The organism is Erwinia sp. PPS120, from assembly GCF_047918655.1.
Lineage (GTDB): Bacteria > Pseudomonadota > Gammaproteobacteria > Enterobacterales > Enterobacteriaceae > Erwinia > Erwinia tasmaniensis_A.
The window spans coordinates 16,810-42,460 of sequence record NZ_JBLREF010000015.1; the positions used below are offsets into that span (position 1 = coordinate 16,810).

Genomic DNA, 25,651 nt, shown 5'->3' on the forward strand with positions numbered 1-25,651 from the left:
CGATGAGCAATCCATCCCAACAGCAGCAGTCGCAGGAGCAGCAGGCCTGGAGCCAGGACGAGTTCAGCGCGCTGCTGAATAAAGAGTTCCGGCCAAAAACCGACTCGGCCCGCTCGGCGGTAGAGAGCGCGGTAAAAACCCTGGCGCAGCAGGCGCTGGAAAACACCGTCACCGTCTCCAGCGACGCCTACCGTACCATCCAGGCGCTGATTGCCGAGATCGACGAAAAGCTGTCGCAGCAGGTCAACCAGATTATTCACCATGAAGACTTCCAGAAGCTGGAAGGCGCGTGGCGCGGTCTGAGCTACCTGGTGAACAACACCGAAACCGACGAGATGCTGAAAATCCGCTTTATGAGCATCTCCAAACAGGAGCTGGGCCGCACCCTGAAGCGCTATAAAGGCGTGGGCTGGGACCAGAGTCCGATCTTTAAGAAGATCTATGAAGAAGAGTACGGCCAGTTCGGCGGCGAGCCGTTCGGCTGCCTGGTGGGCGATTACTATTTCGACCACAGCCCGCAGGACGTTGAACTGCTGAGCGAAATGGCGCGCATCGGCGCGGCCTCCCACTGCCCGTTTATCACCGGCACCGCGCCGGGCGTGATGCAGATGGAGTCCTGGCAGGAGCTGGCGAACCCGCGCGATCTGACCAAGATTTTCCAGAACAGCGAATACGCCGCCTGGCGCAGCCTGCGCGAGTCAGAAGATGCGCGCTACCTCGGCCTGGTGATGCCACGCTTCCTGGCGCGCCTGCCTTATGGCATTCGCAGCAACCCGGTCGACGCCTTTGATTTTGAGGAAGAGACCGAAGGGGCGAACCACGCCAACTACACCTGGACCAACGCCGCCTACGCGATGGCGGCCAACATCAACCGCTCATTTAAAGAGTACGGCTGGTGTACCTCTATTCGCGGCGTGGAGTCCGGCGGAGCGGTAGAAAACCTGCCGTGCCACACCTTCCCGAGCGATGACGGCGGCGTGGACATGAAGTGTCCGACCGAAATTGCCATCAGCGACCGTCGCGAAGCCGAGCTGGCGAAAAACGGCTTTATGCCGCTGGTTCACCGCAAAAACTCCGACTTTGCCGCCTTTATTGGCGCGCAGTCGCTACAGAAGCCCGCCGAATACCACGACGCTGACGCTACCGCCAACGCCCGTCTGGCCTCGCGCCTGCCGTACCTGTTCGCCTGCTGCCGCTTCGCGCACTACCTGAAGTGCATCGTGCGCGACAAAATTGGCTCCTTCCGCGAGCGCGACGAAATGGAACGCTGGCTGAACGACTGGGTAATGAACTACGTCGACGGCGACCCGGCCAACTCCTCGCAGGAAACCAAATCCCGCAAGCCGCTGGCCTCTGCCGAGGTGCTGGTGGAAGAGATCGAGGACAACCCCGGCTACTATGCGGCTAAGTTCTTCCTGCGTCCGCACTACCAGCTGGAAGGCCTGACCGTTTCCCTGCGCCTGGTCTCCAAACTGCCGTCGCTGAAATCTAACGACGCCTGAGGCAATTCGCGGCGGTGAAGAGGGGTGTACGGGGCGGAGATGGCCCCGTGCACCAGACTCAATCAGTAGAGGAAGCCGAGTCATGCTGAAAAAAACAGGCTTAATCTTCCTGCGACTGGCCCTGACCTGGCTTGCAATGTTTATCTTTATTTGCTGCGTAGGTTATTACGGTCTGATCTTTAACTGGCATATCTCAGGCGCAGGCATTGCTGTTAACGCCGTAATAATTATTGTCGCTATTTCTGCGTCTGTTGTCATTTATGGCGTTGCAGAAAAAATGAAAAAAGTCATCAGTCCATTTACCTGATGTGAATGGCATTATTTATCTGAAAATCTCATGTAGCGATATTCAGAATAGAGGCAGAGGTAAAATATGGACTGTTTTATTCAGCCCCATGCTTTCCTGTTTGCCATATCAGTGCTTTATCTAAAGCAAATTTTTAACTAAACAAGAGTAGATAATCATGGCTATTGATATGTTTATGAAGGTTGATGGTGTCACCGGCGAGTCTAAAGACTCTAACCATACCGGCTGGACCGATATTACATCTTTCTCATGGGGCGCGACTCAGCCGGGCAATATGTCTGTTGGCGGCGGCGGCGGTGCGGGTAAGGTTAATTTTAATGACCTGCATGTAGAGGCTTTGATCGACAAGTCTACTACTGCGTTGCTTAAGAACAATGCCAGCGGTAAGCATATTGCTAAAGTTGAGCTTTCAGTGTGTAAAGCAGGTGGCACTCAGGTTGAGTACACCCGTATCACGCTGGAAGACGTTCTGGTCACATCAGTCCAATATAACGGCGCTGATAACGGAGATACCGTAGCAATGACCTATGGTTTCCAGGCTTCCAAAGTTAAACAGCAGTACTGGGAGCAGAGCTCATCCGGCGGCAAAGGTGCAGAAAGCAGCGCTGGCTGGAACATTAAAGAAAATAAAGAAGCGTAATTGGAACAAGCGATTTCCTTAACGGAGATTGCTTTTCTTTATTGATATTATCTGCAGGTAAGGTGTAAGTATGCCTGCAGATAATATATAGCAAAGAAGGGGGGGGGGGCATGAATATCTCTGGGTCTGTGGGGCAGGGTGGTAAAAATAATCCTGCCGATGTAAAAGCGGTGCAAAAATTATTAAAACAAAACGGTTTTCCTCAGCTTCAGGATGATGGTGCTTATGGGCCAAAGACTCTTCAGGCAATCAAAAACTACCAGTCAAAATTCCTTAATAACCCAGATGGGTTGGTAGATCCAGGTGGCAGAACGTTTAGAAAACTAGCAGCAGGAAACTCGCAAGGTGCACCATCAGGCATTCCGCAGGAAAACAGACACCTGAACTCTGGTCGGTTAACGGTAAGTTTGGGTCAAGTTACATTTGATGCTGAAGGCAATGATAATCCTCACAGCCCTTCTTTCAGTCGCCACATTCACTGGCCTAAAGGTGTTTCAGGCGTCACTATTGGGCGTGGTTACGATATGGGGGGGCGTACACCGGATGCAATTTATCATGACTTGACCAGAGCGGGTGTTCCTTCAGATCAGGCTGAGCTGCTTTCCCATGCTACGAAACTAACAGGTACATCTGCCCAAAAGTGGGTCATTGAGCATAAAAATGAGTGCGGAATTATAACTCGTGAAGCTCAGGCTAGACTGTTTGAACTTATTTATCCCGGTTACGCTTCAAGAGGAAAAGCAATCTATCTGAGTAAAACTGCAGAGTTTCCTGAGCAAACAGCCTGGGAAAATCTCAAAGCTCCGATCAGGGACATAGCTGTTGATTTTGTCTACCAGGGGCTCGGATTTGTTAGAACGATGAAGGCATGTATGAGTAATGATATTGACACGTTGATTCAGTTCATTGAACATAACGCTCAGGTACAGAGTTACGAAGGTGGGCGGCAACGTGCTAATTATCTTAGGAAAAATCGCTAAATTTAAGGTCAAAACGGAAATGAAAATTATATTACCCGCTATGGTAGCCTGTTCATTTTTCTTCATGTGCACAGCACAAGCAGCCGAAGATTGCTCAAAAAAAACAAGTGATCCTGAAGTATTTACCTGTGCTGAGCATAATCGAACCGTAGCTGAGAAAGCGCTAAATACAGAGTACTCTGCTGCTAAAAAAAGAATAGATGAAACATTTCCTGGTCAGGAAAGTGAAAGGAAAGACTATCTCGGGGTATTTCTAGATTCACAACGTGCCTGGTTAAAATATCGTGATGGTCAGTGCAAACTGTTTGCACATGTAGCAAATAAAAATAGTAATCCTTATATGGTTTTTACCAACAATTGTATCGCAAAACTTGATGAAGAAAGAACAAATGAATTAAAGGAGATTCCGTACGATTAATTCACTTCCGCTAAAAGTAGATAAAATGGAGATAAGGTCATGGATAATCGCCAAAATTCGAATATTGACCCGGGCTTTTGTATTGCTCAGCACCCCGGGACTCTGGCATTTCAGACACAGCAGTTATTCCAGGGAAGGAATCAGGAGCTTGCGGATTTTTTTATGCACATTAATAATGGCACCCAATGGGTAAAACCTGGGCAAATGTTAATAATTGCGGACCCTGAAAATCAGAATCAATCTTATCAGTTAAAAAAACTCCACGATGCTAAAAAGAAGGTGGATAATTCTCTTGCAACGGCAGATTTGTCGACGGCTACTTTCTTAAATGCTAACTATGGTACCATCGCAGCACTTACTTTTTTTATGGATAAAACAATTGGGACCGTTAGCGATGCGGCAGAAAGACATTTTTATCAGGTTGAAAAAATATTGAAGCAAATAGAGTTAACTTATCAGAACCAGTTTAGAACACAAGGTTCTCTGATCAGTCAGCAGTTTTTCGCAGAACGAGCGAGGCTATTCAACATTTTAAATCAACACTTGGGGAAGATCTCAAAATTAGCTCTTAAAATGCGTCCGTATAACGATCTGAAAAAAGCTTTGAATCTGTCAAGTCGATCAATTGTACATGACTGGCAGTCATCCGGGGTAGGAGCTATTAAAGGTTATTCCTCTTACATAGATAGGGCTTCATCCGCAGCAAAGTATATGAAGCTGGGAGGATGGATCGCAATTGGCTTTTCGGGTCTGAATACAACAAATGAAGTTCATCATGCTTGTACTACTGGGCGGGAAAGCGAATGTAATAAGGTTGCGGTAAGAGAATACAGTAAGTTTGGAACCAGTACTGCTGCTAGTATTTATGGTGGGGCCCTTGGAGGATTAGGGGCAACTGCTTTATGTGTAGCAATTGGAGTACCCACGGGAGGATTAGGTACGCTTGCATGTGGTATAATCGGTGGAGTTGCTGTGGGAACAGCTTCAGGAGCTGTTGCTGAAAAAGGAACTGATTACCTTATGGATTTAATTTTATGAGTACAGAACATTTGTTTTTCTTCATAGTGCTGTTTCTTTTCTTAATTTCTATTTCTGCCACAATTGTTTCCTATTTTTCTTATAAAAAAAACTTAAGTAGATATGAGTTGTTTTTAGAGAATTATCAGCAGGCTGGCCTGTTTGTTGATACTGTAACCACTCTGGCGTCGAATCTTGGTTTTGTTTTCTTTTATTTTAAGATCGTCTTTTTTATTCGTCTGCTGCGCAGGAAAAAAATGTATTCTAAAAAAGGAGTGTTAGTAGATGAAAGGTGCTATCACTATATGCAGTCACTACCTAAGAATGAAATTGCATGGATGTGGGAATGGCGACGTAATTACTTCATACAAAGTTCATTTTTCATAATGGCAATGCTTATGGCTTATATTCATAGTGTTATATACCATTATTAATGATATGCAAAAATTGGAATGTAAAATTTAAGCAGGTGTGGGCTTTAATATTTACAATATCAAAACTTTAATCTCTCTTATAAATCTAATCATATTTTTAAAATTATTTATCGATTAACTCATAATAAAAATTTAGATTTAATATTTAATCTCTGGTTTTAGAGGTGTAATGCAAAAAGGTTCATTATGATAAAGTATGTGCTGCTATTTTTTGCGTTGACTTCCTCTTTTATATGCTATCCAGCATCATCAGTTTCTACCATTATTTTTAAGAGTAGCTGGGTTGTAAGCAAAGTGGATATCAACAACCTTACGGAAAGGACCTTAAGTTATCAATCCAATGATGATCGCTTAGTTGGTCGGTATATAAGTTTTGATACGAACTCCATCACATCAAATTTACCTGAAACAATTAATTTTCAACAGCCTCAGTATAAATCAACAATAAGTTCGATTGATAGTTTAATTCATGAAGCGATGGGGGGCGCTGACTCAGCCAGTGCCAAAGCTTATGACCTGGAGGTCGATGGCAAGAAAAATATTCCGGTCTTGAATCTCAGCTGTCATGTTGGTAGCTTTGGTGGAGGCGATACCGGAAAAAATTCATGGATTGGTTTCCCAGATAATAAAAAAATGCTGGTTAACTGGTTCGATGGGACCATTCTGACGCTTGTGCCGGTGAGTAGTAATGCAAAACCTGAACCATCATTCTCTTGCGCAAAAGCTTATACACCAACTGAAAAAACAATCTGTTCAGATTATAACCTTTCTTCCTTCGATAAAAGTGTCAATAAAGCATGGAAGTCTGCTCAGCATGGCGCCATTTCTGTTGGCGACCAGGCACTGGAGGAGAAAATCAAAAATTCTCAAAAAGCCTGGATAAAGACACGTAATTCTTGTGAGACAGATAAAGAATGTCTTAATAAAAGCATGGTTGAAAGGCTCAATGTTCTATCTTCAATAACAGACGGGCAGTAAAGTTAATATCATTGTGTTCTTTATTGCGTTTAAAAATTATAACCGTACTCATGGTGTTTTTAATGAAAACGATCGCCTATCTGGTTTTATCCTTTTCGTTAATCAGTTCATCAGCTCTGGCAGATACAGTTCTAAAGATTTCAGGTGCCCCGGCTACCAGTAATGCTATAACAGAAAAAGCAGAGAGCAATGGACTTTCAAATGTTGAACTTGATTCAAAGCAGACTTTTGATGTCGTTAGTGGTGGGTCTAAATTAGGGACTCTGGTACAGGGAAGAGGCTGGAAGAGAGATATTCATCCAGTTTGTTTTGTAGCCTGGTCAACCAATAATAAAGATGTTGATTTCTTCAAATCAACCATTGGAGTGGATGATTGGGAGACGGCTGACTGTGATAAGATTGACGCGGTTGGTTTGATATCTAAACCTGAAGAAAGTGATACGAAAATCGCAGTTTTCTATTCTGTTGATACCAGAGGGCAGGCATCGCATAACTATGTTATTTTCGGTTTGAGAAATAAAAATGAACTTTTTTATGACTCAAGAACAACAGCTCGCTTTGAAAACTCATACGTAAATACTATCTCTGAATTAAGAAAAAAATACCGGGTAGAATAAAGTTTCGTTCTTAGGCTTAAAGTACGGTAGCCTGCTTTTGATATATCATATGGGTAGGCTGCTATAGTATTTTTAAAATCGAGATGGGCTTTTTAAAGCTCTTAAAAGTAATCATGGATAATGTGGAAATAAATATCAGGGTACTGGCGTTACCTTGAGAGGAAGGCTTTGAATAAACTGTATTAGTAATCATTCTGCATAATGAATAAAAGAACATATACTTTGCTTTAGCCAGGGTTTATTTGTATAAGGATGATTTTTATAGTGAGATTAGGGTAATGAAAAAAAGATTATAATTACTACAGCGCTTTTAGCTTTTATATTGGGCTGGTCATCACTGTCTAGTGCTGAGAGTGCGTCAGTCTTTAATGGAAAAAAATACACTGCAAAAATCACTCAGCATTGTGCTGAAGGAAATGTTTCTTGCGAAGATGTAACATTCGATTCCAGGAGCAAAGCGACGGGTAAAGGGATCGTTCTTAAAGGTAAGACAGTAGGCGTAAATTGTCCTGATGTATGTGATTTTGCAGGTTATGAATTTCATAATGGTGCATATAAATATTATTTTGTATCTGGAAATAATAATCTTTGGGATCTTAACATTTTCAAGAATGGTAAGGTTATTTCCACTGATATTGGTAAGATGGAATAATTGTCATAGAAGAATGAAAGCTTTGTAAGTGAAATTAGTTCCAAGTCCGAAGTGGTTATAGTGATTATCTATGCTTTAGAAATGGAGTTATTATTAATGACTTTATATTATAAAAGTTCAATTTGATAATTTGAAGCCTAACAATTTCCTGGTAGTTCAGAAAATGGTAGCTTCATTCCAACGATGGCTTCACATTGGACTTCGAAATGAAAAAATTCCTTCTGATTACTTGCATATTTATCACTCCAGTGGTTAAGGCGGTTACTCCACCAGCACTGGACAGGCTTCCACAACCCCAAATTTTTCAAAACTGGATTCTCGATCGCTGTGCTGGAAAAATTACCTTTGATAAAGGTTTCAGGGATGATGCGTTCAAAAGTGCTTCTGTCTGGTTGGAATATAGCAAGCTCCCTGTTGACGCTTTCAATGATGCTGACAAACTTATCGATGAGTCTTTAAAAACAAAATTAACGGGTTCTGTTGATGCTGATTTTAAGGTGTTTAAGTGTAATTTAATCTCCCAGGGTAACGAACAGCGAATTATCTTTAATAAGTATAATAGTAAGTTGCGCGCTCATGATTAGTGTATATTTTTTATCTATAAAGTGAAAGTTAATCACTGGCAATTAGTATAATCGAGGCGTTCTGGTAATTAATTTTGTTGCGTCTGCAATAAGATGGCCTCTTACGCATAATAACAATAAAGAATTACATACTGATAGTTTTTTATTTGTAAGGTGATGAAATCTGATATTTTATTGATAATGAGCCCACTAAATTTAAACACTAAAAAAGCCAGTCTAAAAAGTGGTGGAGTTAAAAGTTTCTCTGGTGCTATTAAATTGGGGCTATAATAGGGATCTTGAGAGGGTCATATGAATAAAATTATTTACTATGTGAATGTATTTTTTCCTTTGATTTCGGTTTTTTTTATGGTTGATGCTTCAGCTAAGGACGTGATTAAAGCTACTGGAATACTTCAGGCTTACTGGATGCCCCAGTCAGATGAAAATGGCCAACCTAAAAGTCCGTACATCATGATGCGTTTTTTTGAAACAAATGAAAAACATAATAAAACCTTTACCTCTATGAAAGTAAAAACAGCAAAGGTGTGAAAGACTATTTTGAAGAAAATAAAGCTGAAAACTTTATCAAAGAAAAGTTTAAAAATATCCCTGAGGATTTTTTTAAATTCAAGGAAGGTCATGCTGAGCAATATGGCATTATTACGTACTCAGGTGTAGTTATTCTATCTGAATGTGATAATAAACAAAATTTTGTAAAGCTTAACTCTTTTATTTCCGGCTCGACGACAAGATATAATCTTCAAAAGATTGAGTCTCGATCTGGATGTGACTCACAGCCTTATTCAGTAATGTATACAATTAAAAGTAATCGTAAAGACGTGTTTATTAAGTCCAGGCCTTCAGAACAAAGTGAAAACATTGAATCAAAACCAATTGATAAGCCTCTGGTCAAAGTCAAAACTGTCAATGACGAATGGGAATATGTCGCATTATATGATGCAACTATGCCTGCCGATATGTCTAAAATAAAGGGATATATTAGAACCCAGGATCTTGAAGTTGCTAATTGATCTGATTTTTACAGCCAATATAGAAAGTGATGCATTGATTTAGTTGAATCTATGAATCTTGCTGTGAACTGCCCACTCTCGTTAATATTAATATTTGCGATGAGTGAGGCAGACTAAAAATCACCATCACGCTTATCCTTAATAAGAAGAGTAATGAAATATACAATGCGTCTTTTACTGGGATTTACGGTGTTATCGCTAAGTACTTCGGTCTTCGCTGCTGATGATTGCCTGAACCCACAGGCAGAAGGTGAGATTCTACAATGTTCTGCTCAGAAGAAGGCTAACGCAGAGAACTTATTAAATAAAGAGTATTCATCAGCAAAACAGAGAATAATGACTACTTATAAAGCGGATAAATCGTTAGGTGATGAATATATAAAAACATTGCTTGATGCGCAGAGAGGTTGGTTAAAATACAGAGAGGCACAGTGCAAGCTAGAGGCTTTTGTTGCAGAGGAAGGAACACTTGCTAATACGGTTTCGATTAATGAATGTATTGCCAGAGTTGATGGTGTAAGAATTAAAGACTTAAAATCAATGCCATATTGATTAATTTAAAAGCGAATGTCGTTGGATATTCGCTTAGGATATCTTTTAAATATACGAATGCATGATTGTTAGAGTGGTTAAATTAATTATTTGATGTTACTTTTAACCTCCTGGCGAGTTATCTTTTTCTTCAACTCTTCTTCAGCGCTCTTCATTTTTGTAGCGTTGGGAAATGCATGTGGGCCATAGCTTAAAGAAAACCCATGATGCTGAACTACCAACCTGCGCTCAAAAGAGTCGTGTGGCTGCTGAGTTGGTAATCAATGCGAAATACTCAGCAGGTAATAAGAGGGTTGATGATGTCTTCGCTAATAAGTCAACGTTAAAAAATTATATTACTATCTAACTTCATCCTCAAAAATCAGGCTTAAATATCGTAAAGGGCAGTCCAGAGAGAGTGCGTGAAGTATAATTTTTCAACTTTAGCCAGAACGTATTAGGAAGATTTTTTATAAGGAATAATGTATAATGAAAAAAATAATAATGACTATACCGTTTTCAATTTTAATATTTTGGTGGTCATCTTTTTCTCGTGTGGAAAGCACGGTAGTTGATTATTCATCCACTCTTCAGGGCGTATGGCAGATTCAGGAAGTGCATATAAATAGCCTTCAGACGTACAGACCAGATATCATTACTAACGATCCTACATTGGTTGGAAGAACAATCGCCTTCACTAAGAATGATATATCTGGAGATATTTTAGTTTCCAGGGGGTGCGGAAAACCTGAATACACCTATTCGAATGCGATGAAATTTGACGAGCTGATTAAGAAAACATCTGGCTCTGACGGCAGCAACATAGATAAAATCAGTGCCAAAAGTTATGGTTTCTCGTTCGCCGGAGATACAGTCGTTCAACCTGTCACTGTGTCATGCAGTCAGGGAATATTAGGCCCCAGAGGTCACGCAGTTGATAACTGGCTTGTGGAAACTGATAACAATACGATGATTACTAACTGGGATAACGACTCTTATCTCACATTGAAAAAACTATCAAATAATCCTCAACCTGACCCGGGTTTTACGTGTGCGAGTAACAACAACGATGCCGAAAGAGCAATATGTGCCTCATATGAACTTTCTTCGTGGGATCGCAGTGTCAGCGATGCGTATAAAACAGTCCTTAAGCAGATAATAAATATCGGCGATAATGTTGAGACAAAGGTCAGTAAGTTAAAAGCCGCACAATTATCCTGGCTCCATGAGCGAAACAGATGTGCTTCAGATAGTCAATGTCTCAAAAGCACCATGCGCAAACGTACCGAGTCACTGGTTGATCAGGCCAAATAATCTCTGGCGAAGTAACGCGCCACCCACACATCAACCTAATATCAATCATAAAACCCCAGGCGTAGTAAATGAATAAATGGCTTCTGATAATCCTGATGGCGCTTTCCTTAAATGCCAGCGCACTCACTCTGCTAACGCCGGAAAACAGTAAACCTTACGCCAATGCCGTCCGTGAGGAAGCCGCTAAATATTCTGTTAGCAATGGCGTGCCGCTGGATAAACAAAGCTTTTCGATTAACTCAGATGGAAAAAAGTTAGGCGTGTTTATTTCAGGCCATGGCCAAAGCGAACAGGGTGCAGGGATCTGTTTTGCAGCCTGGCGTGCTCAGCAAGGCCGGTTAACCACGGTTATCCCCACTATAGGTAAAGAAAACTGGCAGGGACAGACCTGTAAGCGAACCCTGGCGGTTGGCGTTCTTTCTGAGGAGAACCCTGCGGAGATTAAGATCGGCGTAATTTATGAGGTGATTGCCTCTGGCGCTAACGCCTTTGCATCAGCGATCTTTTCCGTTGATAAAGCGAAGAGAACATTAAGCCTTGATCGGGATCTAACGTCCGGGATCGGATCGCAACATATCGCCAACCTTGCAGGCCTTAAACAATGGTACCAGGGTCATAAGCCACCAGAAGCGACTGCGCGTTTTAACGTGGTGCAACAGGTACAAAAAGCAGTTGAAGAGCAGAAGCTGGTTAAGGACCCTGCCTGCGTTGAGTACCAGCAGGCCAAAGATGGCGAGCCCGGTTTAACGCTTGTTGATGTGATGGAAAAGCACGGCGGCCACTGCCCCGGTGACATTCAGATTAAGCACCGCCTCTTCAGCATTTATGTCGATAACGTAACCCATCAAATGCTCACAGATAAAGATGACCCGGAAGAAGGGACCTTCAGCCTGCTGCCCGATATAAAGTAGAACACCGAGTGAATAAATTAGTGTGACTTCTGCTGGCAAATACGACCTTTACCTCTCCCCAACGCTAATCAAGGGAGAGTCTGTTAATCCGCTTTTAGCGTTCAAACTACACCCGTTTTCTGCTGACTGTTAAAACGGGCGCGGCTTGAACGCCGAACGTCCTTCATCCCTATGGATGTTATTGGGACTCCCTCTAACGCAGGAATCCGTTATGCGATTTACGATAATAGCGACCAAATCTGGTCAGCAGCCGCCGCAGAGCAGCTGTGACTTTCTGCCGCCCGGCGGCACTATTGGCCGCGGTGCCGATAATAATCTGGTACTGCCGGACGACGACCGCACGATTTCCCGCCTGCAGGCGATTGTGCATATCACCGCCGAGGGCGAATGCCGCATTACCAATCGCGGCACCGTGACGCTGGTACACCTTAATGATATTCCGCTGGAGCGCGGGCGTCAGGTCGAGCTACAGGACGGCGATATCCTGACCATTGATGATTATCGCCTGCAGGTCAGTGACCTCAACGGCGGGGCGCAGCCGTTAGCCGCCACGCCTGTCGCGCGTCCTGCCGCGTCGATGGCGCGTGCCGCCGCCGCGTCAACGGCTCGTCCTGCTGACACGTCTTCGGACCGCCCTGCTGCGCCAGTGGCTCAGCCAGCACCGCCCGCAGAGGCGAAAGAAAATTCCCCTGCCGCGATCCCCAGCGAGATTTGGGAGAGCCTGGCGCAGGAGTTTTCCATTACCGACAGCCTGTCTAACCGTAGTAAACCCGCGCGCAGCAGTGCTAACCCGCTGACGGAAGGTCCAGCGCCCGATCGTAACCCTGTCGACCCCCTTGCGCAGTTTGCCAGCGGATCGGATGCGCTGAACTTTGATCGTCGTAACCCGACGCCGGATTCGCTGTTTAACAACGACGAGCTGTTTAAGCAGGAGAGCATTTTCAACGACAGCACGCCCAGCTCATTGCTTCAGCAGCAGGCGGCAAAGGCGGCCCCGTCAGGAAAGGATAAGGATGAAGTGGATCCGCTGGCGCTGTTCGGGGGGGGAAGCGCTGCCGCGAAGGTCAACAGCGACGATCCGCTGGGGCTGATGATGGGCAATGCCGTGCCGCTTACGCCGCTGGACGAGCAGGGGACGACATCGCCACAGGCGACAAAAGGTACGGTGCGTCATGAGTCTGAGCTCGCTGCGGGCAAACAAAAGCCGGGGACGCCACCGGTCTCTGGATCCGCTGCCCGGCAATCCAGCCCCCCGACGTTAGACAGCGATTTCGATCTGTTCGGCGGCGTCCACGCATCTTCCCCACGGTTTGATCAGCAGCCTGGCGATGCTGCTTACGCTGATTCGCCGCTGTTTGATGATTCACCGCGTCCTGCTGCTTCGCCGTCCGGGCAGCCCAATCTGGCGTCAGAGGCAGCGGCGTCTCAGGCTGAACGCTTGTCCGCCGATCGCCCGGCTGACCCAGCTAATCAATCGCCGGAGAGCAATCCCTTATCCTCTTTCGATGCGCGGGAAGATGATATCTCGCAACTTGCCAGCTCGCCGCTGTTTGACGACGAGCCTGCACAGGCTCCGACCCAGCCCGACTACGGCGGCATTACGCTGCCGACGCCGCAGGCCGTGGCGCGCAACACTACGCCGCCGCCGAAGGGACGACTGCGTATCGATCCGGTGTCGAATACGGCCTCATCCTCCAGCGCGGCGGGAACCGGCAGCGGCGAGCTGCTGGACGGCGAACTGATGGATGCGCTTATCAGCGGCATGGGGCTGAACGATCTGCAACCGACCCCGCGCTTTGATCGTGACGCCATGGAGGAGCTGGGGCAGATGCTCGGCATGTTCTCGCAGGGCACGGTGGCGCTGCTCTCTTCGCGCTCGATCCTCAAGCGCGGCGTGAAGGCCGAAATGACGGTGATCCTCGACGAGGCCAACAACCCGTTCAAGCTGCTGCCGTCGGGCAAGTCAGTATTGATGCAGATGTTTGGCAGCCGGATGCCGGGCTTTATGCCGCCAAAGCAGTCGGTGCGCGATGCGCTGGTTGATCTGCAGGCGCACCAGCTGGGGATGATCGCCGGGATCCGCGCGATCATCGCCTCAATGCTGCAATCCTTTAACCCGCAGCAGCTGGAGGAGGAGGCGCGCCGGGAAGGGGCCACCTCGCGCCTGTCGCTGCCCGGCAGTCGTAAAGCCGCGCTGTGGGAACACTTCACTAAGCGCTACGGCGAAACCGCCGGAGAAATCGAAGATGACTTCCATACCCTGTTCGGCGAAGCCTTTTTACACGCCTACGATATGGAAGTGAACCAGTACAAAGACTCTCAAATCAGATCGGAAGAATGATGAATATCACCCTTGCCTCCATGTCGAATCAGGGCGACCGCGAAAGTAATCAGGACCAGACCGGGGAGAGCATCGGCGAGCGTTCGGCCTGCTTTGTGGTCTGCGACGGCGTGGCCGGTCTGCCCGGCGGTGACGTCGCTGCTGAACTGGCCCGCAACACCATTCTCGAGCGCTTTAACGGCGATGACCACCTCGACGCGCAGTGCATACGCCGCTACGTCAACGACGCTAACCGCGCCATCCGTGAACAGCAGCAGGCGCACAGCGAATATAAGCGCATGGGCACCACCATGGTCAGCCTGTTTATCGATCGCGACTTTGAGCTGGCCTACTGGGCGCATGCGGGCGACAGCCGCCTGTACCTCTTTCGCCGGGGCTATCTCTATCACGTCACCACCGATCACAGCCTGGTGCAGCAGATGAAAGATGCCGGGCACCAGACCGAAGGTATTAACGGCAACCTGCTCTATTTTGCCCTCGGGATGGGCGATAAAGAGCGTGATGCCAGCTACAGCGACGTGGTGCCGATTGAAGATGGCGATGCGTTTTTGCTCTGCACCGACGGTTTCTGGCACGGGCTGTCGCAGCAGCATATGCAGCAGTCGCTGCATATGGTTAACACGCCCGATGAGTGGCTGACGCTGATGCATGAGGTTATCCGTAAGAATGACCAGGCGTCAGCGGCCAGTCAGGATAATTACAGCGCCGTCGCCGTCTGGGTTGGCGACCCGCAGGATACGACGCTGCTGCATTCGCTTTCAGAAGCAGCCCAGTTTTTTCCCCTTCGTGATTAAAATAAGGCCTTCAAGGACTCCTATGAAATATTGGCTATCAGGTGCGCTCTCCCTGCTTATCGCGTCCAGCGCCTGGGCGCAGGATTATCGCGTGGTCTCTTCCCCCACCCTTAAGCTGGATATCTGGATCGACAACATCAAAAGCAACGCGCCCTCCAGCTGGTGCGCCAGCGAACTGCCGCTGCGCATTGTGGCAAACGGCGAGAAAAACCCCAGCATAATGAATGCATTTCTGCCGCGCGTCGGCAGCCTGCTGGCAAATCAGTGCGCTAAGCTGAGCGTTATCCACTGGCAGATGAACGACAGCACCGGCAGGTCGCTGGCGAAGGGCAGCGCCCTGAAAGCGCACCGCTGGGCCGTGCAGGTTGATCCTGCCGCCACGGCCAGCGCGACGGCCGGCGGAACGGCAGCCAGCGCCACTCAGGCCGCGACGGTGGGCAGCCCCGCTCAGGCAGTGACCACCGGCGGGGCGGCAACCGCGCCGACCAACACCCATCCCGGCAGCACGACGCCAGCGACACAGACGCCTGAAACGCCTGCCGCGCCCCCGGTGGTCGCCGCTGAGGATCTCTCCCCGCCTGCCGACACGACGCCCTGGGTGCAGTTCAGCCTGATGGACGGCTGCCACTTCCGTACCTGGTGGCGCAGCGGCCAGACCAGCGCGCTGTTTGTCCCGGCGAAAGGGGGCGTAACCTGCGGCAGCGACGGCTGGCTGAGCGGCGCGAGCGAGATTTCACAAAGCGGCAGGGGCGGTCCACGGACGGTGCATATGACCTTCGTCCAGGGATTTCCGGTTGCCGGGCTGAACGCGAAAGCGCTGGGCCGCGACCTGCAAATCACCACCGTAAATAACGAGCGAATGGTGCTGACCGATGAGAAATCTCCCCAGAGCTGGATGCTGGTGCCCTGGGCGCCGGAGCTGAACGGCTGGAAAGTGAACGGCACGGTGGCGGTGCAGATTACCCGGAGCGAAGCCGACGACGAAAGCGCCCTGAAGGCGCGTCTTAACGAAGTGCGTAAGGTCTGGTCGCCCTACCTGAGTAATGGCGGCTCGCTGACTATCCGCCTGGTCACGGCGCTACACCCGCAGCTGAAGGATCCGGCCGCCGGTGCATTCCGCACGCTTAACTAGTTCACGCCGTCTGAGGAAAGAACATGAATTCTCTGAATCAACTGATGGCCGGATGCACGCTGGCCGAGACCCTGGCGCGCGTGGAAGCCGATATCAAAAGCCGCCCGGCCGACGCCGATCTGCGCGCCGCCTTTGTTCAGCTGCTTTGTCTGGCGGGTAACTGGTCACGCGCGCAGATCCAGCTGAAATCCTGGCGGGCGCTCAAGCCGCAGGCGCTGCCTACCGTCACCCTGCTGGAGCAGGCGGTAGCGGGCGAAATAACGCGTGCGGCGGTGTTTGCCGGGCAGGCAACGCCGCGTATGCCGGGGGAGGCGTTTGGCTGGGCCGCGCAGCTGCTGGCCGCTCTCCGCGCGGATGCCGCAGGGGAGACAGAGCAGGCGGCAACCCTGCGCACCGGAGCCTTTGACGCCGCACAGGTAAATCCATGCAGCGTTCAGAAGGAGGGGGATGAGCAGGCGCAGGCGCTGGAGTGGCTGATCGACGGCGATGGCCGTCTGGGGCCGATCTGCGAGCTGATCGTCAAGGGGCACTACACCTGGCTGCCGTTCAGCGCCATCAGCGAACTGCGCTTCCAGGCACCGGCCAGCGTTACCGATCTGGTCTGGCGGCACGTGCTGGTGCGCCTGAGTGACGGCAGCGAAGAGGTGTGTCAGATCCCGGTACGCTACCCCTTCGATAGCGCCGCCGCCGATGCCGTGCGGCTGGCCAGCGTCACCGAATGGCAGCCGCTGGACGCTGACGGCGAGCAGTTTATCGGCCACGGACAGAAAACCTGGCTGAGCGCAGACGCTGACTTTGCCCTGCTGGGGCTGGAGCTGATCGCCTTTAGCGCCGCTGACGAGGCGCTATGAGTAACGACTTCGACCTGAACGGACAGCAGGGTAACGATGCGCTGCGCGGCGGCTACCGCTTTCGTAACCGGCAGGATGCGCTAAACGCCCGCGATAAAATGCAGCCTTCGCTGCTGGATCGGCTGACCGATGACGCGCCGGATAAGCAGCAGGAGGCGGCCAGCAGCACGGTTATCTCCCACAGCGCGCTGCGGCGCAACGTCCTGCGGGATCTGCAGTGGCTGTTTAACTGCATCAACAACGAGGCCCAGCAGGATCTGACCCCGTTCCCTCAGGTTCAGCGCTCTACATGGAACTTCGGTGTTTCACCCCTGGCCGGGCAGCGCATGTCAGATATTGAGTGGGGCGACATTCAGCGCAAGCTGACCCGTTCCATCCTCGACTTTGAGCCGCGCATCCTGCCCGCCGGGCTTCAGGTGCGCTGCGTGTCGGACACCCGTTCGCTGAATCTGCATAACGTGCTGTCGATTGAGATCAAAGGGCGGCTGTGGTGCGTGCCTTATCCGCTGGAGTTCCTGTTCCGCACCGATGTCGATCTGGAAAACGGTCATTTTGAGCTTAAAGACGTAGGGTAATCATGGACAGCAAACTGCTCGACTATTACAACCGTGAACTGGCTTATCTGCGCGAAATGGGCGCGGAGTTCGCCGGGCGTTACCCCAAGGTGGCTGGCCGCCTTGGAATGCGCGGCATTGAGGTGGCCGACCCCTATGTGGAGCGGCTGATGGAGGGCTTTGCCTTTCTCACCTCACGCGTGCAGCTTAAAATGGACGCAGAGTTCCCGCGCTTCTCACAGCGGATGCTGGAGATGATCGCCCCTAATTTTCTTGCGCCGACGCCATCCATGGCCATCGCCGAACTGCATCCCGACGGCAAAAAGGGTGATATCAGCGGCGGCTTCCGGGTGCCGCGCGGCACCATGATGGAGAGCCAGACGCTGAAAAAGAGCGGCGTGACCTGTAGCTACTCGACGGCCCATGAGGTGATGCTCCAGCCGCTGCGCATTGAGCGCGTCGAGCTGGGCGGCGTGCCGGCCGATATCCCGCTGGCGGCGATGGGCCTCAGCCAGCGCGGGGCGGTCAGTGCGCTGCGGATCCGCCTCTCCTGCTATAACCAGGTGATGCTGAATCAGCTGAGCTTTGACGATCTGATGTTTTTTCTCAGCGGCCCGGATATTCAGGCCCAGCAGCTGCTGGAGCTGATTATGCAGCATACCGTGGGCAGCTTCTGCCAGACCGTAGAGGTGAAGCCAAAGCGCGTGGTGCTGGGGGATGATGCGCTAAAGCAGGAGGGCTTTGCGCCCGAGCAGGCGCTGCTGCCTGACGACCTGCGCAACTTTGACGGCTACCGGCTGCTACAGGAGTACTTTGCCTTCCCCGCGCGCTTTCAGTTTATCAGCATCAGCCAGCTTAAACCGCTGCTGGCCGCCTGCGGCGCGGGCGTGGGGGCGTTTGAAATCGTCCTGCTGCTGGATAAGGCCGACGCCTCGCTGGAGCGGGTGATTGATAAAAGCCATCTGGCGCTGCACTGCACCCCGGTCGTCAATCTGTTTCCCAAAACGGCCGAGCGGCAAAAAATCAGCGACAGCGTGCATGAGTATCATCTGGTGGTCGATAACATCCGCCCGCTGGACTATGAGATTTTCTCGGTGCAGAAGCTCTACGCTACCGGGGAGAAGCAGCGCGACGAACAGGTCTTTCGCCCGTTCTGGAGCACCTTTAGCCGCGATGAAGGCGACTATGGCGCCTACTTCTCGCTGCGGCGTGAACAGCGCACCCTGTCCGAACACGCCCAGCGCTTCGGTACGCGCACTGGCTACGTCGGTTCCGAGGTGTTTTTGTCGCTGGTCGATGAGCGACATGCCCCCTGGAGTGATGCGCTGCGGCACCTGACCGCCGAGGTGATGTGCACCAGCCGCGATATCCCGCTGATGCTGCTGCAACAGGATCAGGGCAACTTTATGATGCCGGACTCTATCCCGGTGGGCCAGCTGACGCTGCGCAAGGGGCCGACGCCGCCGCGCGCCGCGCTGGCGGAAGGCATGGCCACGTGGCGGCTGATCAGCCACCTGCAAATGAACTACCTCAGCCTGATGGACGGCGATGACGGCCAGGGCGCGTCGGCGCTGCGTCAGCTGCTCAGCCTCTATGCCAACCTGGCGGATGCGCCCGTGGCCCGCCAGATCGAGGGTATCCGCCACTGTCAGCTTAAACCCGCCTGTCGGCGGGTGCCGGAGCCAGGCCCGATTGTCTTTATGCGCGGCATTGGCATTGAGCTGAGCGTTGACGAGCAGGCTTTCTCCGGCGCAAGCGCATGGCTGCTGGGTAGCGTGCTGGAGCGCGTCTTTTCGCGGCTGGTGGCGATGAACAGCTTTACCGAACTGACGCTGACCAGCCAGCAGCGTGGCGAAGTGGGCTACTGGGCGCCGCGCAGCGGCAAAAGGGCGCTGATATGATCCATTCACTCCAGCGCCTGCCGGATAACTTCTGGCAGCGGGTGACGCGCACCCCCTGGCGCTACGATCTCTTTCAGCTCCTGCGCCGGATGGATGCGCAGAGCGGGGAGCGCTATCCGCTGGGCCGCGCGCCGCTGCCGCGCCATGAGCCGCTGCGCATCGGTCAGGAGCCGTCGCTGGCCTTTGCCCCTGCGACGGTGGCCAGCGCCGCGCCGCGCGAGAACAGCCCGCTGCACGACGTCACCATCTTCAGCTTTGGCCTGTTTGGCCCGAACGGTCCGCTGCCGCTGCATCTGACCGAATATGCTCGCGAGCGCATCTGTCACCATCAGGACCACAGCCTGTCGGCCTTTGCCGACCTGTTTCATCATCGCCTGACGCTGCTGTTTTATCGCGCCTGGGCGGATGCCCAGCCCACCGTTTCGCTGGATCGCGCCGACGGCCGGCACTTTGAGCGCTACCTGGCCAGCCTGATTGGCATGGGTCAGCCGGGGCAGTTAAGCAAAGGCAGCCTGAGCGAACATGCGCGCTATGCGGTGGCGGGCCACCTGACGCGCAACGGTCGCGATGCCGGGGGGCTGGTAAAAATCCTCCGTCACTACTTTAAGGTGCCGGTCACCCTGACTGAAAACGTGCCCCACTGGCTGCCCATCGGTCAGCGCGAACGCGCCAGGCTCAGCGCCGGACGCCATATGCCGCGCCTCGGCGAGTCGGCCTTTCTCGGCGTGGCGGTTCGCGACGTGCAGCATAAGTTTCGCCTGGCGCTGGGACCGATGTCGCTGGCGGTTTATAACCGCTTTCTGCCCGGTGAGCCCTGGGCAGAGCAGCTGCGCGACTGGGTCAGGCAGTACCTGGGCATCGAGTTTGTCTGGGACGTCCGCTTAATTTTGCAGGCTGAGGACGTGAAGGGGGCCACGCTGGGCGGTCCGTCCCGGCTGGGGCTGAGCTGCTGGCTCGGAAAGGCCGCGGTTCCCCAGCCGCGCAGCGAACTGCTTTTCAGCCCGGAACCCGCAGAAAGCGCGGGCGTTTGATCGCGAATAACGCGCACTTAAGCCATTCATTCTGTCAGTCATCTAACTCACTGAGAAAAATCATGTCAGAAATCAGCCGCGCCGTACTGTTCGGCAAACTGGACACGCTGTTATTTACCTCCCTGGAAAGCGCCACCGCCTTTTGTAAACTGCGCGGTAACCCCTATGTGGAGCTGGTGCACTGGCTGCATCAGCTGATGCAGCATCAGGAGGGCGATCTCCAGCAGCTCATCCGTTACTTTTCACTGGACGAAGACGCGCTGACGCGTGACGTTGTGGCCGCGCTCGACCGCCTGCCGCGCGGGGCCAGCGCGGTCTCGGACCTGTCAGAACATATCGACAGCGCCGTTGAGCGCGCCTGGGTTTACGGTTCGCTGAAGTTTGGCGTACAGCAAATTCGCGGCGGCCACCTGATTATCGGCCTGTTGAAAACCTTCAACCTGGCAAACCTGCTGAAAGGCATCTCCCCGCAGTTTGGCCGCATCAGTGCCGACACGCTGCTGGAGCAGTTCGATACCATCCTCGCCAACAGCAAAGAGGCCCAGCTGGCTACGGCGGCCCCGGCGGAGAGTGCCGGGGCGGTGCCGCCGCAGAAGGGCACCCTGGCGCAGTATGCGCAGGATCTCACCGCCCGGGCGCGCGAGGGCAAAATCGATCCGGTGGCCGGGCGAGACGAAGAGATCCGCCAGATGGTCGATATTCTGATGCGCCGCCGCCAGAACAATCCGCTGCTGACCGGTGAGGCAGGCGTGGGTAAAACGGCGGTAGTGGAAGGCCTGGCGCTGCGCATTGCCGCAGGTGACGTACCCGCGCCGCTGCAGGAGGTGCAGCTGTGGCTGCTGGATATCGGTATGCTGCAGGCGGGCGCGGGAATGAAGGGCGAGTTTGAGGCGCGGCTACAGGCGCTGATTAATGAAGTGCAGTCCAGCCCGACGCCGATTGTGCTGTTTATTGACGAGATCCACACGCTGGTCGGCGCGGGCGGACAGCAGGGGACGGGCGATGCGGCTAACCTGCTGAAGCCCGCTCTGGCGCGCGGTCAGCTGCGCACCATCGGCGCGACCACCTGGGCCGAGTACAAAAAATATATCGAAAAGGACCCGGCCCTGACGCGCCGCTTCCAGACCGTACAGGTGCATGAGCCGGACGAGCAGAAAGCGCTGCTGATGCTGCGCAGCACCGTCAGCGCGCTGGAGAAACACCATCGCGTCCTGCTGCTGGATGAGGCGGTGGCGGCAGCGGTCACGCTCTCCCATCGCTATATTCCCGCGCGTCAGCTGCCGGATAAGGCGGTCGCCCTGCTGGACACCGCCTGCGCCCGCGTCGCGGTCAGCCAGAGCGCGCAGCCGCCGCAGCTGGAAGACTGCCTGCACCGCATTCACGCGCTGGAAATTGAAAAAGAGATCGCCGGGCGCGAAGCCAGAGTGGCAATCGGCGATGCCACGCGCGTGGCATCGCTGGATGCGCAGCTGGCGGAGCTGGCGACGCAGCGCGACCAGCTGACCGCCCGCTGGCAGCAGGAGCAGGGGCTGGTGGATGAGATTATCGCGCTGCGCGCGCAGCTGCACGCAGACGAAGCGGAAGAGGTAGAGACGCTTCATCAGACGCTGGCCGAACGACAGCAGGCATTGAAGGCCCTGCAGGGAGAAACGCCGCTGCTGTTTGCCGCCGTGGATGCCAACGTGGTTGCCGCGGTGGTGTCGGACTGGACCGGGATCCCGCTGGGACGCATGGTGAAAAACGAAATTGAGGCGGTGCTTAACCTGGCCGACACCCTCAACGAGCGGGTCATCGGCCAGCGTCACGGTCTGGATCTGATTGCTAAACGCGTACGCACCTCGCGCGCGCGGCTTGACGATCCGAACAAGCCCGTGGGGGTCTTTATGCTGTGCGGCCCGTCCGGCGTGGGTAAAACCGAAACTGCGCTGGCGCTGGCCGAGACGCTGTACGGCGGTGAACAGAATATTATCACCATCAATATGAGTGAGTTCCAGGAAGCTCATACCGTATCCACCCTGAAAGGCGCGCCTCCGGGCTACGTCGGCTACGGCGAAGGAGGGGTACTGACTGAGGCCGTGCGCCGCCGTCCCTACAGCGTGATACTGCTCGATGAGATCGAAAAGGCGCACCCGGACGTGCATGAGATCTTTTTCCAGGTGTTCGACAAAGGCTGGATGGAGGATGGCGAAGGCCGCCATATCGACTTCCGCAATACCCTGATCATCCTGACCTCCAACGTCGGCACCCAGCTGATTAGCGCGATGTGTGCCGATCCGGAACTGATGCCCGAGCCGGATGCGCTGGCCGCCGCCCTGCGTCCGCCGCTGCTGGAGGTCTTCCCGCCCGCGCTGCTCGGTCGCCTGCTGGTGGTGCCCTACTACCCGCTAAGCGACGAGATGCTGGCCAGCATTGTGCGCCTGCAGCTGAAGCGCATTCAGCGCCGCCTGGAGCAGAATCACGGCATTGTCTCGGAGGTCGACGACAGCGTTATCGCGCAGATCGTCCAGCGCTGCACCGAGGTGGAGTCCGGCGGCCGCATGGTCGATGCCATCCTGACCAATACTCTCCTGCCGCAGATGAGCCAGATATTGCTCACCGCCAGCGCGCAGGACCAACAGTATCGCCATCTGCGCGTCACGCTGCAGCAGGGCGAATTCCAGTGCCAGTTTGAGGCTTAAGGCCCATCACACTCAGAGAGTTGTCCAATATGTCAGAACACGATAATCCGCACGCGGTCCCCAACGCTTTGCCGGTGGGCTACCGCTTTAATGAGTTTGAAATCAAGGAAGTGATTGGCGGTGGCGGCTTTGGCATTGTCTACCGCGCCTGGGATCATCAGCTTGAACGCACCATCGCCATCAAGGAGTTTATGCCCGCCTCGCTGGCGGTGCGTAACGATGACCTGACGCTGGTTCTGCGCAGCGATCGCTTCAGTAAAACCTTCCACGCTGGCCTGAACAGCTTTATCCAGGAAGCCCGGCTGCTGGCCCGCTTCAACCATCCGAACCTGCTGCACGTCCTGCGCTTCTGGGTGCAGAACGACACCGCCTATATGGGCACCGCGTTCTATACCGGCACCACGCTCTCTCAGCTGCACAGCCGGCGGCCGGAGATGATCAGCGAAGCCTGGATCCGCAGCCTGCTGCCGCCGCTGTTCGGGGCGATCAATACCATTCATCAGGAGGGGTATCTGCACCGCGATATCTCACTGGATAACATCCAGATCCAGGAGAATGGCGTACCGGTGCTGCTTGACTTCGGCTCGGCGCGTAAGGCGATCGGTAACCTCTCCGATGAAACGGAAACCATGCTTAAACCCGGCTTCGCGCCGATTGAGCAGTACAGCGACGATAACGAAAGCGAGCAGGGCACCTGGACCGATATCTACGCGCTGGGGGCGGTGCTGCATACGCTGATCGTCGGCTCACCGCCGCCGGTGAGCGTGGTGCGCAGCATTGAGGACAGCTACCAGCCGCTGGTGAAGCTGCGTCCGGCGGGCTACTCCCTGCCGCTGCTGAACGCGATTGACCGTGCGCTGGCGCTACAGCCGGAAGATCGTCCGCAGACTGTGGATGCGCTGGCGGCGCTGATGGAGCTGTCACCTACCGATATCAATGAGATCCACGAGGTCAAAGTAAACGGCCCGGGCACCATGCTGGTGCCGGTCGAGGCAGCGGCGGAGGCCTCGCCGCAGGCGACCACGCTGAAACGCTTTATCGTACCGGGACTGATTGCCGCCGGGGTGCTGGTGGGGATCGGCGTGGGGGCGATGATGGCCGGGGGTGGGGGAAGCGATCGGCCGTCTCAGGCTGAGACCACTCAGGCGCAAACCTCACAAGCGCAGACCGCGTCGTCTACCGCTCAGGCGCCCGCTGCGACGCGGCAGCCGACGGAACTGGCAGGCAGTGCGGCGTCTGCTGAGCAGGCCAGCCAGCCTGCCGAAGCGCCGGTGGCTCCACCGCCGCCGGAGCCCGTTGCCCAGGTTTACATTAAGCTGCTGCCGGGCGACAAGGTCGCGATGAACGGTAACCCGCAGGCGCTGGTCCCCTCGCCGAATGGCTTCGCCATGCTGCAACTGCCGCCGGGTGACTACCGTTTCAGCATCAGCAACGAGGGTAAAACCCGCGATCGGCGCATCACTGTCGATCGTGCAGGCGTATGGCTGCTGGATCCGCAAAGTTAATCACTACCGCGCCCGACCGGTGGGCGCGGCCAGTCAGGGAAATCACTATGTTTGATCGTATCACCGTCCAGCTGCCCGTCGCGGGCCTGCTGTTCTGGAAACTGAGCGGCAGAGAGGCCCTCTCGCACGCCTTTGAGATAACCGTGGAGCTGCTGAGCACCGATGCGCGCATTGAGCGCAAGGCGCTGCTCGGCCAGCCGCTTACCGTCTCCATCCCCACCCGGGGGCTGACGGGCGGCACCCGCTATCTGAATGGCAAAATCACCCGCATGGCGGTCAGCAGCACCGAGCTGAGCGGCACCCGCTACGCGGTCTACCGCCTGACCATGGAGCCGGACCTGTGGCCGATGAAGCGCGACCGCAACCTGCGTATCTTCCAGAACCAGACCGCGCCGGAGAGCATCAAAACGCTGCTGCGCGAGTACGGTGTGAACGTCGAGGACCGGCTGACCGGCAGCTACCGGGTGTGGGAGTACAGCGTTCAGTATCAGGAGAGCAGCTTTAATTTTATCAGCCGCCTGATGGAGCTGGAGGGCATCTATTACTTCTTCCGCCACGAAGCGGACAAACATACCCTGGTGCTGATGGACAGCGCGCAGCAGCACCAGCCGTTTGCGGGCTACGAGGCCATTCCCTATCACGTCACGCCCTCCGGGGGCAGCACCCGTGAGGAGGGGATCAGCCAGTGGAGCCTGGAGGATAAGGTGACGCCGGGGCTGTACAGCATCGACGACTACGACTTCCGCAAGCCAAACGCGTGGATGTTCCAGGCGCGGCAGAACCCGGCCTCGCCGTCGCCGGGGCAGATAGATGTCTACGACTGGCCGGGACACTTTGTGGACCACGACCACGGCGAGTTCTACGCCCGCATCCGTCAGGAGGGGTGGCAGGTGGAGCACCAGCAGATCGCCGCCCGCGGCACCGCGCTGGGGCTGGCGCCGGGCAACACCTTCACCCTGCTGAACG

The 25,651-nt window shown here is 53.1% G+C and carries 26 protein-coding genes; all 26 read left to right on the forward strand.

The window, feature by feature from the left end; all coding sequences use genetic code 11:
- Nucleotides 1–2 precede the first annotated feature (2 nt).
- Nucleotides 3–1,502 carry a type VI secretion system contractile sheath large subunit gene (gene tssC, locus ACLRGG_RS09940; RefSeq protein WP_067703809.1) on the forward strand — a complete coding sequence of 500 codons (1,500 nt, stop codon included), beginning with the start codon at nucleotides 3–5 and terminating at the stop codon, nucleotides 1,500–1,502.
- 82 nt (nucleotides 1,503–1,584) lie between these two features.
- Nucleotides 1,585–1,809, forward strand: coding sequence for a hypothetical protein (locus tag ACLRGG_RS09945; protein ID WP_067703806.1), 225 nt, complete (start codon nucleotides 1,585–1,587; stop codon nucleotides 1,807–1,809).
- Nucleotides 1,810–1,966: 157 nt separating this feature from the next.
- Nucleotides 1,967–2,449, forward strand: coding sequence for an Hcp family type VI secretion system effector (locus ACLRGG_RS09950; RefSeq protein WP_416249622.1), 483 nt, complete (start codon nucleotides 1,967–1,969; stop codon nucleotides 2,447–2,449).
- Between the two features lie 110 nt (nucleotides 2,450–2,559).
- Entirely contained in the window at nucleotides 2,560–3,429 is an 870-nt protein-coding gene (locus tag ACLRGG_RS09955; protein ID WP_416249623.1) for a DUF8812 domain-containing protein, read from the forward strand.
- Nucleotides 3,401–3,847 (forward strand): lysozyme inhibitor LprI family protein, encoded by a 447-nt coding sequence (locus tag ACLRGG_RS09960; protein WP_416249624.1) that lies wholly within the window; start codon nucleotides 3,401–3,403, stop codon nucleotides 3,845–3,847. Before ACLRGG_RS09955 ends, ACLRGG_RS09960 begins: the two co-directional genes overlap by 29 nt.
- Before the next feature lie 39 nt (nucleotides 3,848–3,886).
- On the forward strand, nucleotides 3,887–4,885 hold the full coding sequence (locus ACLRGG_RS09965; RefSeq protein ID WP_416249626.1) for a hypothetical protein: 999 nt from the start codon (nucleotides 3,887–3,889) through the stop codon (nucleotides 4,883–4,885).
- The gene (locus ACLRGG_RS09970; protein ID WP_067703786.1) at nucleotides 4,882–5,298 is read left to right on the forward strand and encodes a hypothetical protein; all 417 of its coding nucleotides are present in this window, start codon (nucleotides 4,882–4,884) and stop codon (nucleotides 5,296–5,298) included. Before ACLRGG_RS09965 ends, ACLRGG_RS09970 begins: the two co-directional genes overlap by 4 nt.
- Nucleotides 5,299–5,484: 186 nt before the next feature.
- Nucleotides 5,485–6,276: a lysozyme inhibitor LprI family protein gene (locus ACLRGG_RS09975; protein WP_416249627.1), complete on the forward strand. Its 792-nt coding sequence runs from the start codon at nucleotides 5,485–5,487 to the stop codon at nucleotides 6,274–6,276.
- Between the two features lie 62 nt (nucleotides 6,277–6,338).
- The gene (locus ACLRGG_RS09980; protein ID WP_416249628.1) at nucleotides 6,339–6,893 is read left to right on the forward strand and encodes a hypothetical protein; all 555 of its coding nucleotides are present in this window, start codon (nucleotides 6,339–6,341) and stop codon (nucleotides 6,891–6,893) included.
- Between the two features lie 322 nt (nucleotides 6,894–7,215).
- Entirely contained in the window at nucleotides 7,216–7,545 is a 330-nt protein-coding gene (locus ACLRGG_RS09985; protein WP_416249629.1) for a hypothetical protein, read from the forward strand.
- A gap of 206 nt (nucleotides 7,546–7,751) precedes the next feature.
- On the forward strand, nucleotides 7,752–8,129 hold the full coding sequence (locus tag ACLRGG_RS09990; protein WP_416249630.1) for a T6SS amidase immunity protein Tai4 family protein: 378 nt from the start codon (nucleotides 7,752–7,754) through the stop codon (nucleotides 8,127–8,129).
- 291 nt (nucleotides 8,130–8,420) lie between these two features.
- The gene (locus ACLRGG_RS09995; protein WP_416249631.1) at nucleotides 8,421–8,660 is read left to right on the forward strand and encodes a hypothetical protein; all 240 of its coding nucleotides are present in this window, start codon (nucleotides 8,421–8,423) and stop codon (nucleotides 8,658–8,660) included.
- The gene (locus tag ACLRGG_RS10000; RefSeq protein ID WP_416249632.1) at nucleotides 8,657–9,142 is read left to right on the forward strand and encodes a hypothetical protein; all 486 of its coding nucleotides are present in this window, start codon (nucleotides 8,657–8,659) and stop codon (nucleotides 9,140–9,142) included. Before ACLRGG_RS09995 ends, ACLRGG_RS10000 begins: the two co-directional genes overlap by 4 nt.
- Before the next feature lie 153 nt (nucleotides 9,143–9,295).
- Complete coding sequence (locus tag ACLRGG_RS10005) at nucleotides 9,296–9,694, forward strand: lysozyme inhibitor LprI family protein (RefSeq protein ID WP_416249633.1); 399 nt, start codon at nucleotides 9,296–9,298, stop codon at nucleotides 9,692–9,694.
- Nucleotides 9,695–10,162: 468 nt separating this feature from the next.
- The gene (locus ACLRGG_RS10010) at nucleotides 10,163–10,987 is read left to right on the forward strand and encodes a lysozyme inhibitor LprI family protein (protein WP_416249634.1); all 825 of its coding nucleotides are present in this window, start codon (nucleotides 10,163–10,165) and stop codon (nucleotides 10,985–10,987) included.
- A gap of 206 nt (nucleotides 10,988–11,193) precedes the next feature.
- Nucleotides 11,194–11,898: a hypothetical protein gene (locus ACLRGG_RS10015; RefSeq protein ID WP_416249635.1), complete on the forward strand. Its 705-nt coding sequence runs from the start codon at nucleotides 11,194–11,196 to the stop codon at nucleotides 11,896–11,898.
- Nucleotides 11,899–12,109: 211 nt separating this feature from the next.
- Nucleotides 12,110–14,239, forward strand: coding sequence for a type VI secretion system-associated FHA domain protein TagH (gene tagH / locus ACLRGG_RS10020; protein ID WP_416249636.1), 2,130 nt, complete (start codon nucleotides 12,110–12,112; stop codon nucleotides 14,237–14,239).
- Complete coding sequence (locus tag ACLRGG_RS10025) at nucleotides 14,239–15,033, forward strand: PP2C family protein-serine/threonine phosphatase (protein ID WP_416249806.1); 795 nt, start codon at nucleotides 14,239–14,241, stop codon at nucleotides 15,031–15,033. The genes tagH and ACLRGG_RS10025 overlap by 1 nt, the downstream gene beginning before the upstream one ends.
- A gap of 22 nt (nucleotides 15,034–15,055) precedes the next feature.
- Complete coding sequence (locus ACLRGG_RS10030) at nucleotides 15,056–16,165, forward strand: hypothetical protein (RefSeq protein ID WP_416249637.1); 1,110 nt, start codon at nucleotides 15,056–15,058, stop codon at nucleotides 16,163–16,165.
- A 23-nt stretch (nucleotides 16,166–16,188) separates the two neighbouring features.
- Complete coding sequence (locus ACLRGG_RS10035) at nucleotides 16,189–17,016, forward strand: type VI secretion system accessory protein TagJ (RefSeq protein WP_416249638.1); 828 nt, start codon at nucleotides 16,189–16,191, stop codon at nucleotides 17,014–17,016.
- The gene (tssE, locus tag ACLRGG_RS10040) at nucleotides 17,013–17,591 is read left to right on the forward strand and encodes a type VI secretion system baseplate subunit TssE (RefSeq protein ID WP_416249639.1); all 579 of its coding nucleotides are present in this window, start codon (nucleotides 17,013–17,015) and stop codon (nucleotides 17,589–17,591) included. Before ACLRGG_RS10035 ends, tssE begins: the two co-directional genes overlap by 4 nt.
- Nucleotides 17,592–17,593: 2 nt before the next feature.
- A complete protein-coding gene (gene tssF, locus ACLRGG_RS10045; protein ID WP_416249640.1) occupies nucleotides 17,594–19,471 on the forward strand; it encodes a type VI secretion system baseplate subunit TssF in 1,878 nt (625 codons plus the stop codon).
- Entirely contained in the window at nucleotides 19,468–20,502 is a 1,035-nt protein-coding gene (gene tssG / locus ACLRGG_RS10050; protein ID WP_416249641.1) for a type VI secretion system baseplate subunit TssG, read from the forward strand. Before tssF ends, tssG begins: the two co-directional genes overlap by 4 nt.
- A 62-nt stretch (nucleotides 20,503–20,564) precedes the next feature.
- Entirely contained in the window at nucleotides 20,565–23,180 is a 2,616-nt protein-coding gene (gene tssH, locus ACLRGG_RS10055; RefSeq protein WP_416249642.1) for a type VI secretion system ATPase TssH, read from the forward strand.
- Between the two features lie 29 nt (nucleotides 23,181–23,209).
- Nucleotides 23,210–24,685, forward strand: coding sequence for a serine/threonine protein kinase (locus tag ACLRGG_RS10060; RefSeq protein ID WP_416249643.1), 1,476 nt, complete (start codon nucleotides 23,210–23,212; stop codon nucleotides 24,683–24,685).
- Nucleotides 24,686–24,732: 47 nt separating this feature from the next.
- A partial coding sequence (locus ACLRGG_RS10065; protein ID WP_416249644.1) for a type VI secretion system Vgr family protein occupies nucleotides 24,733–25,651 on the forward strand: 919 nt, incomplete at its 3' end.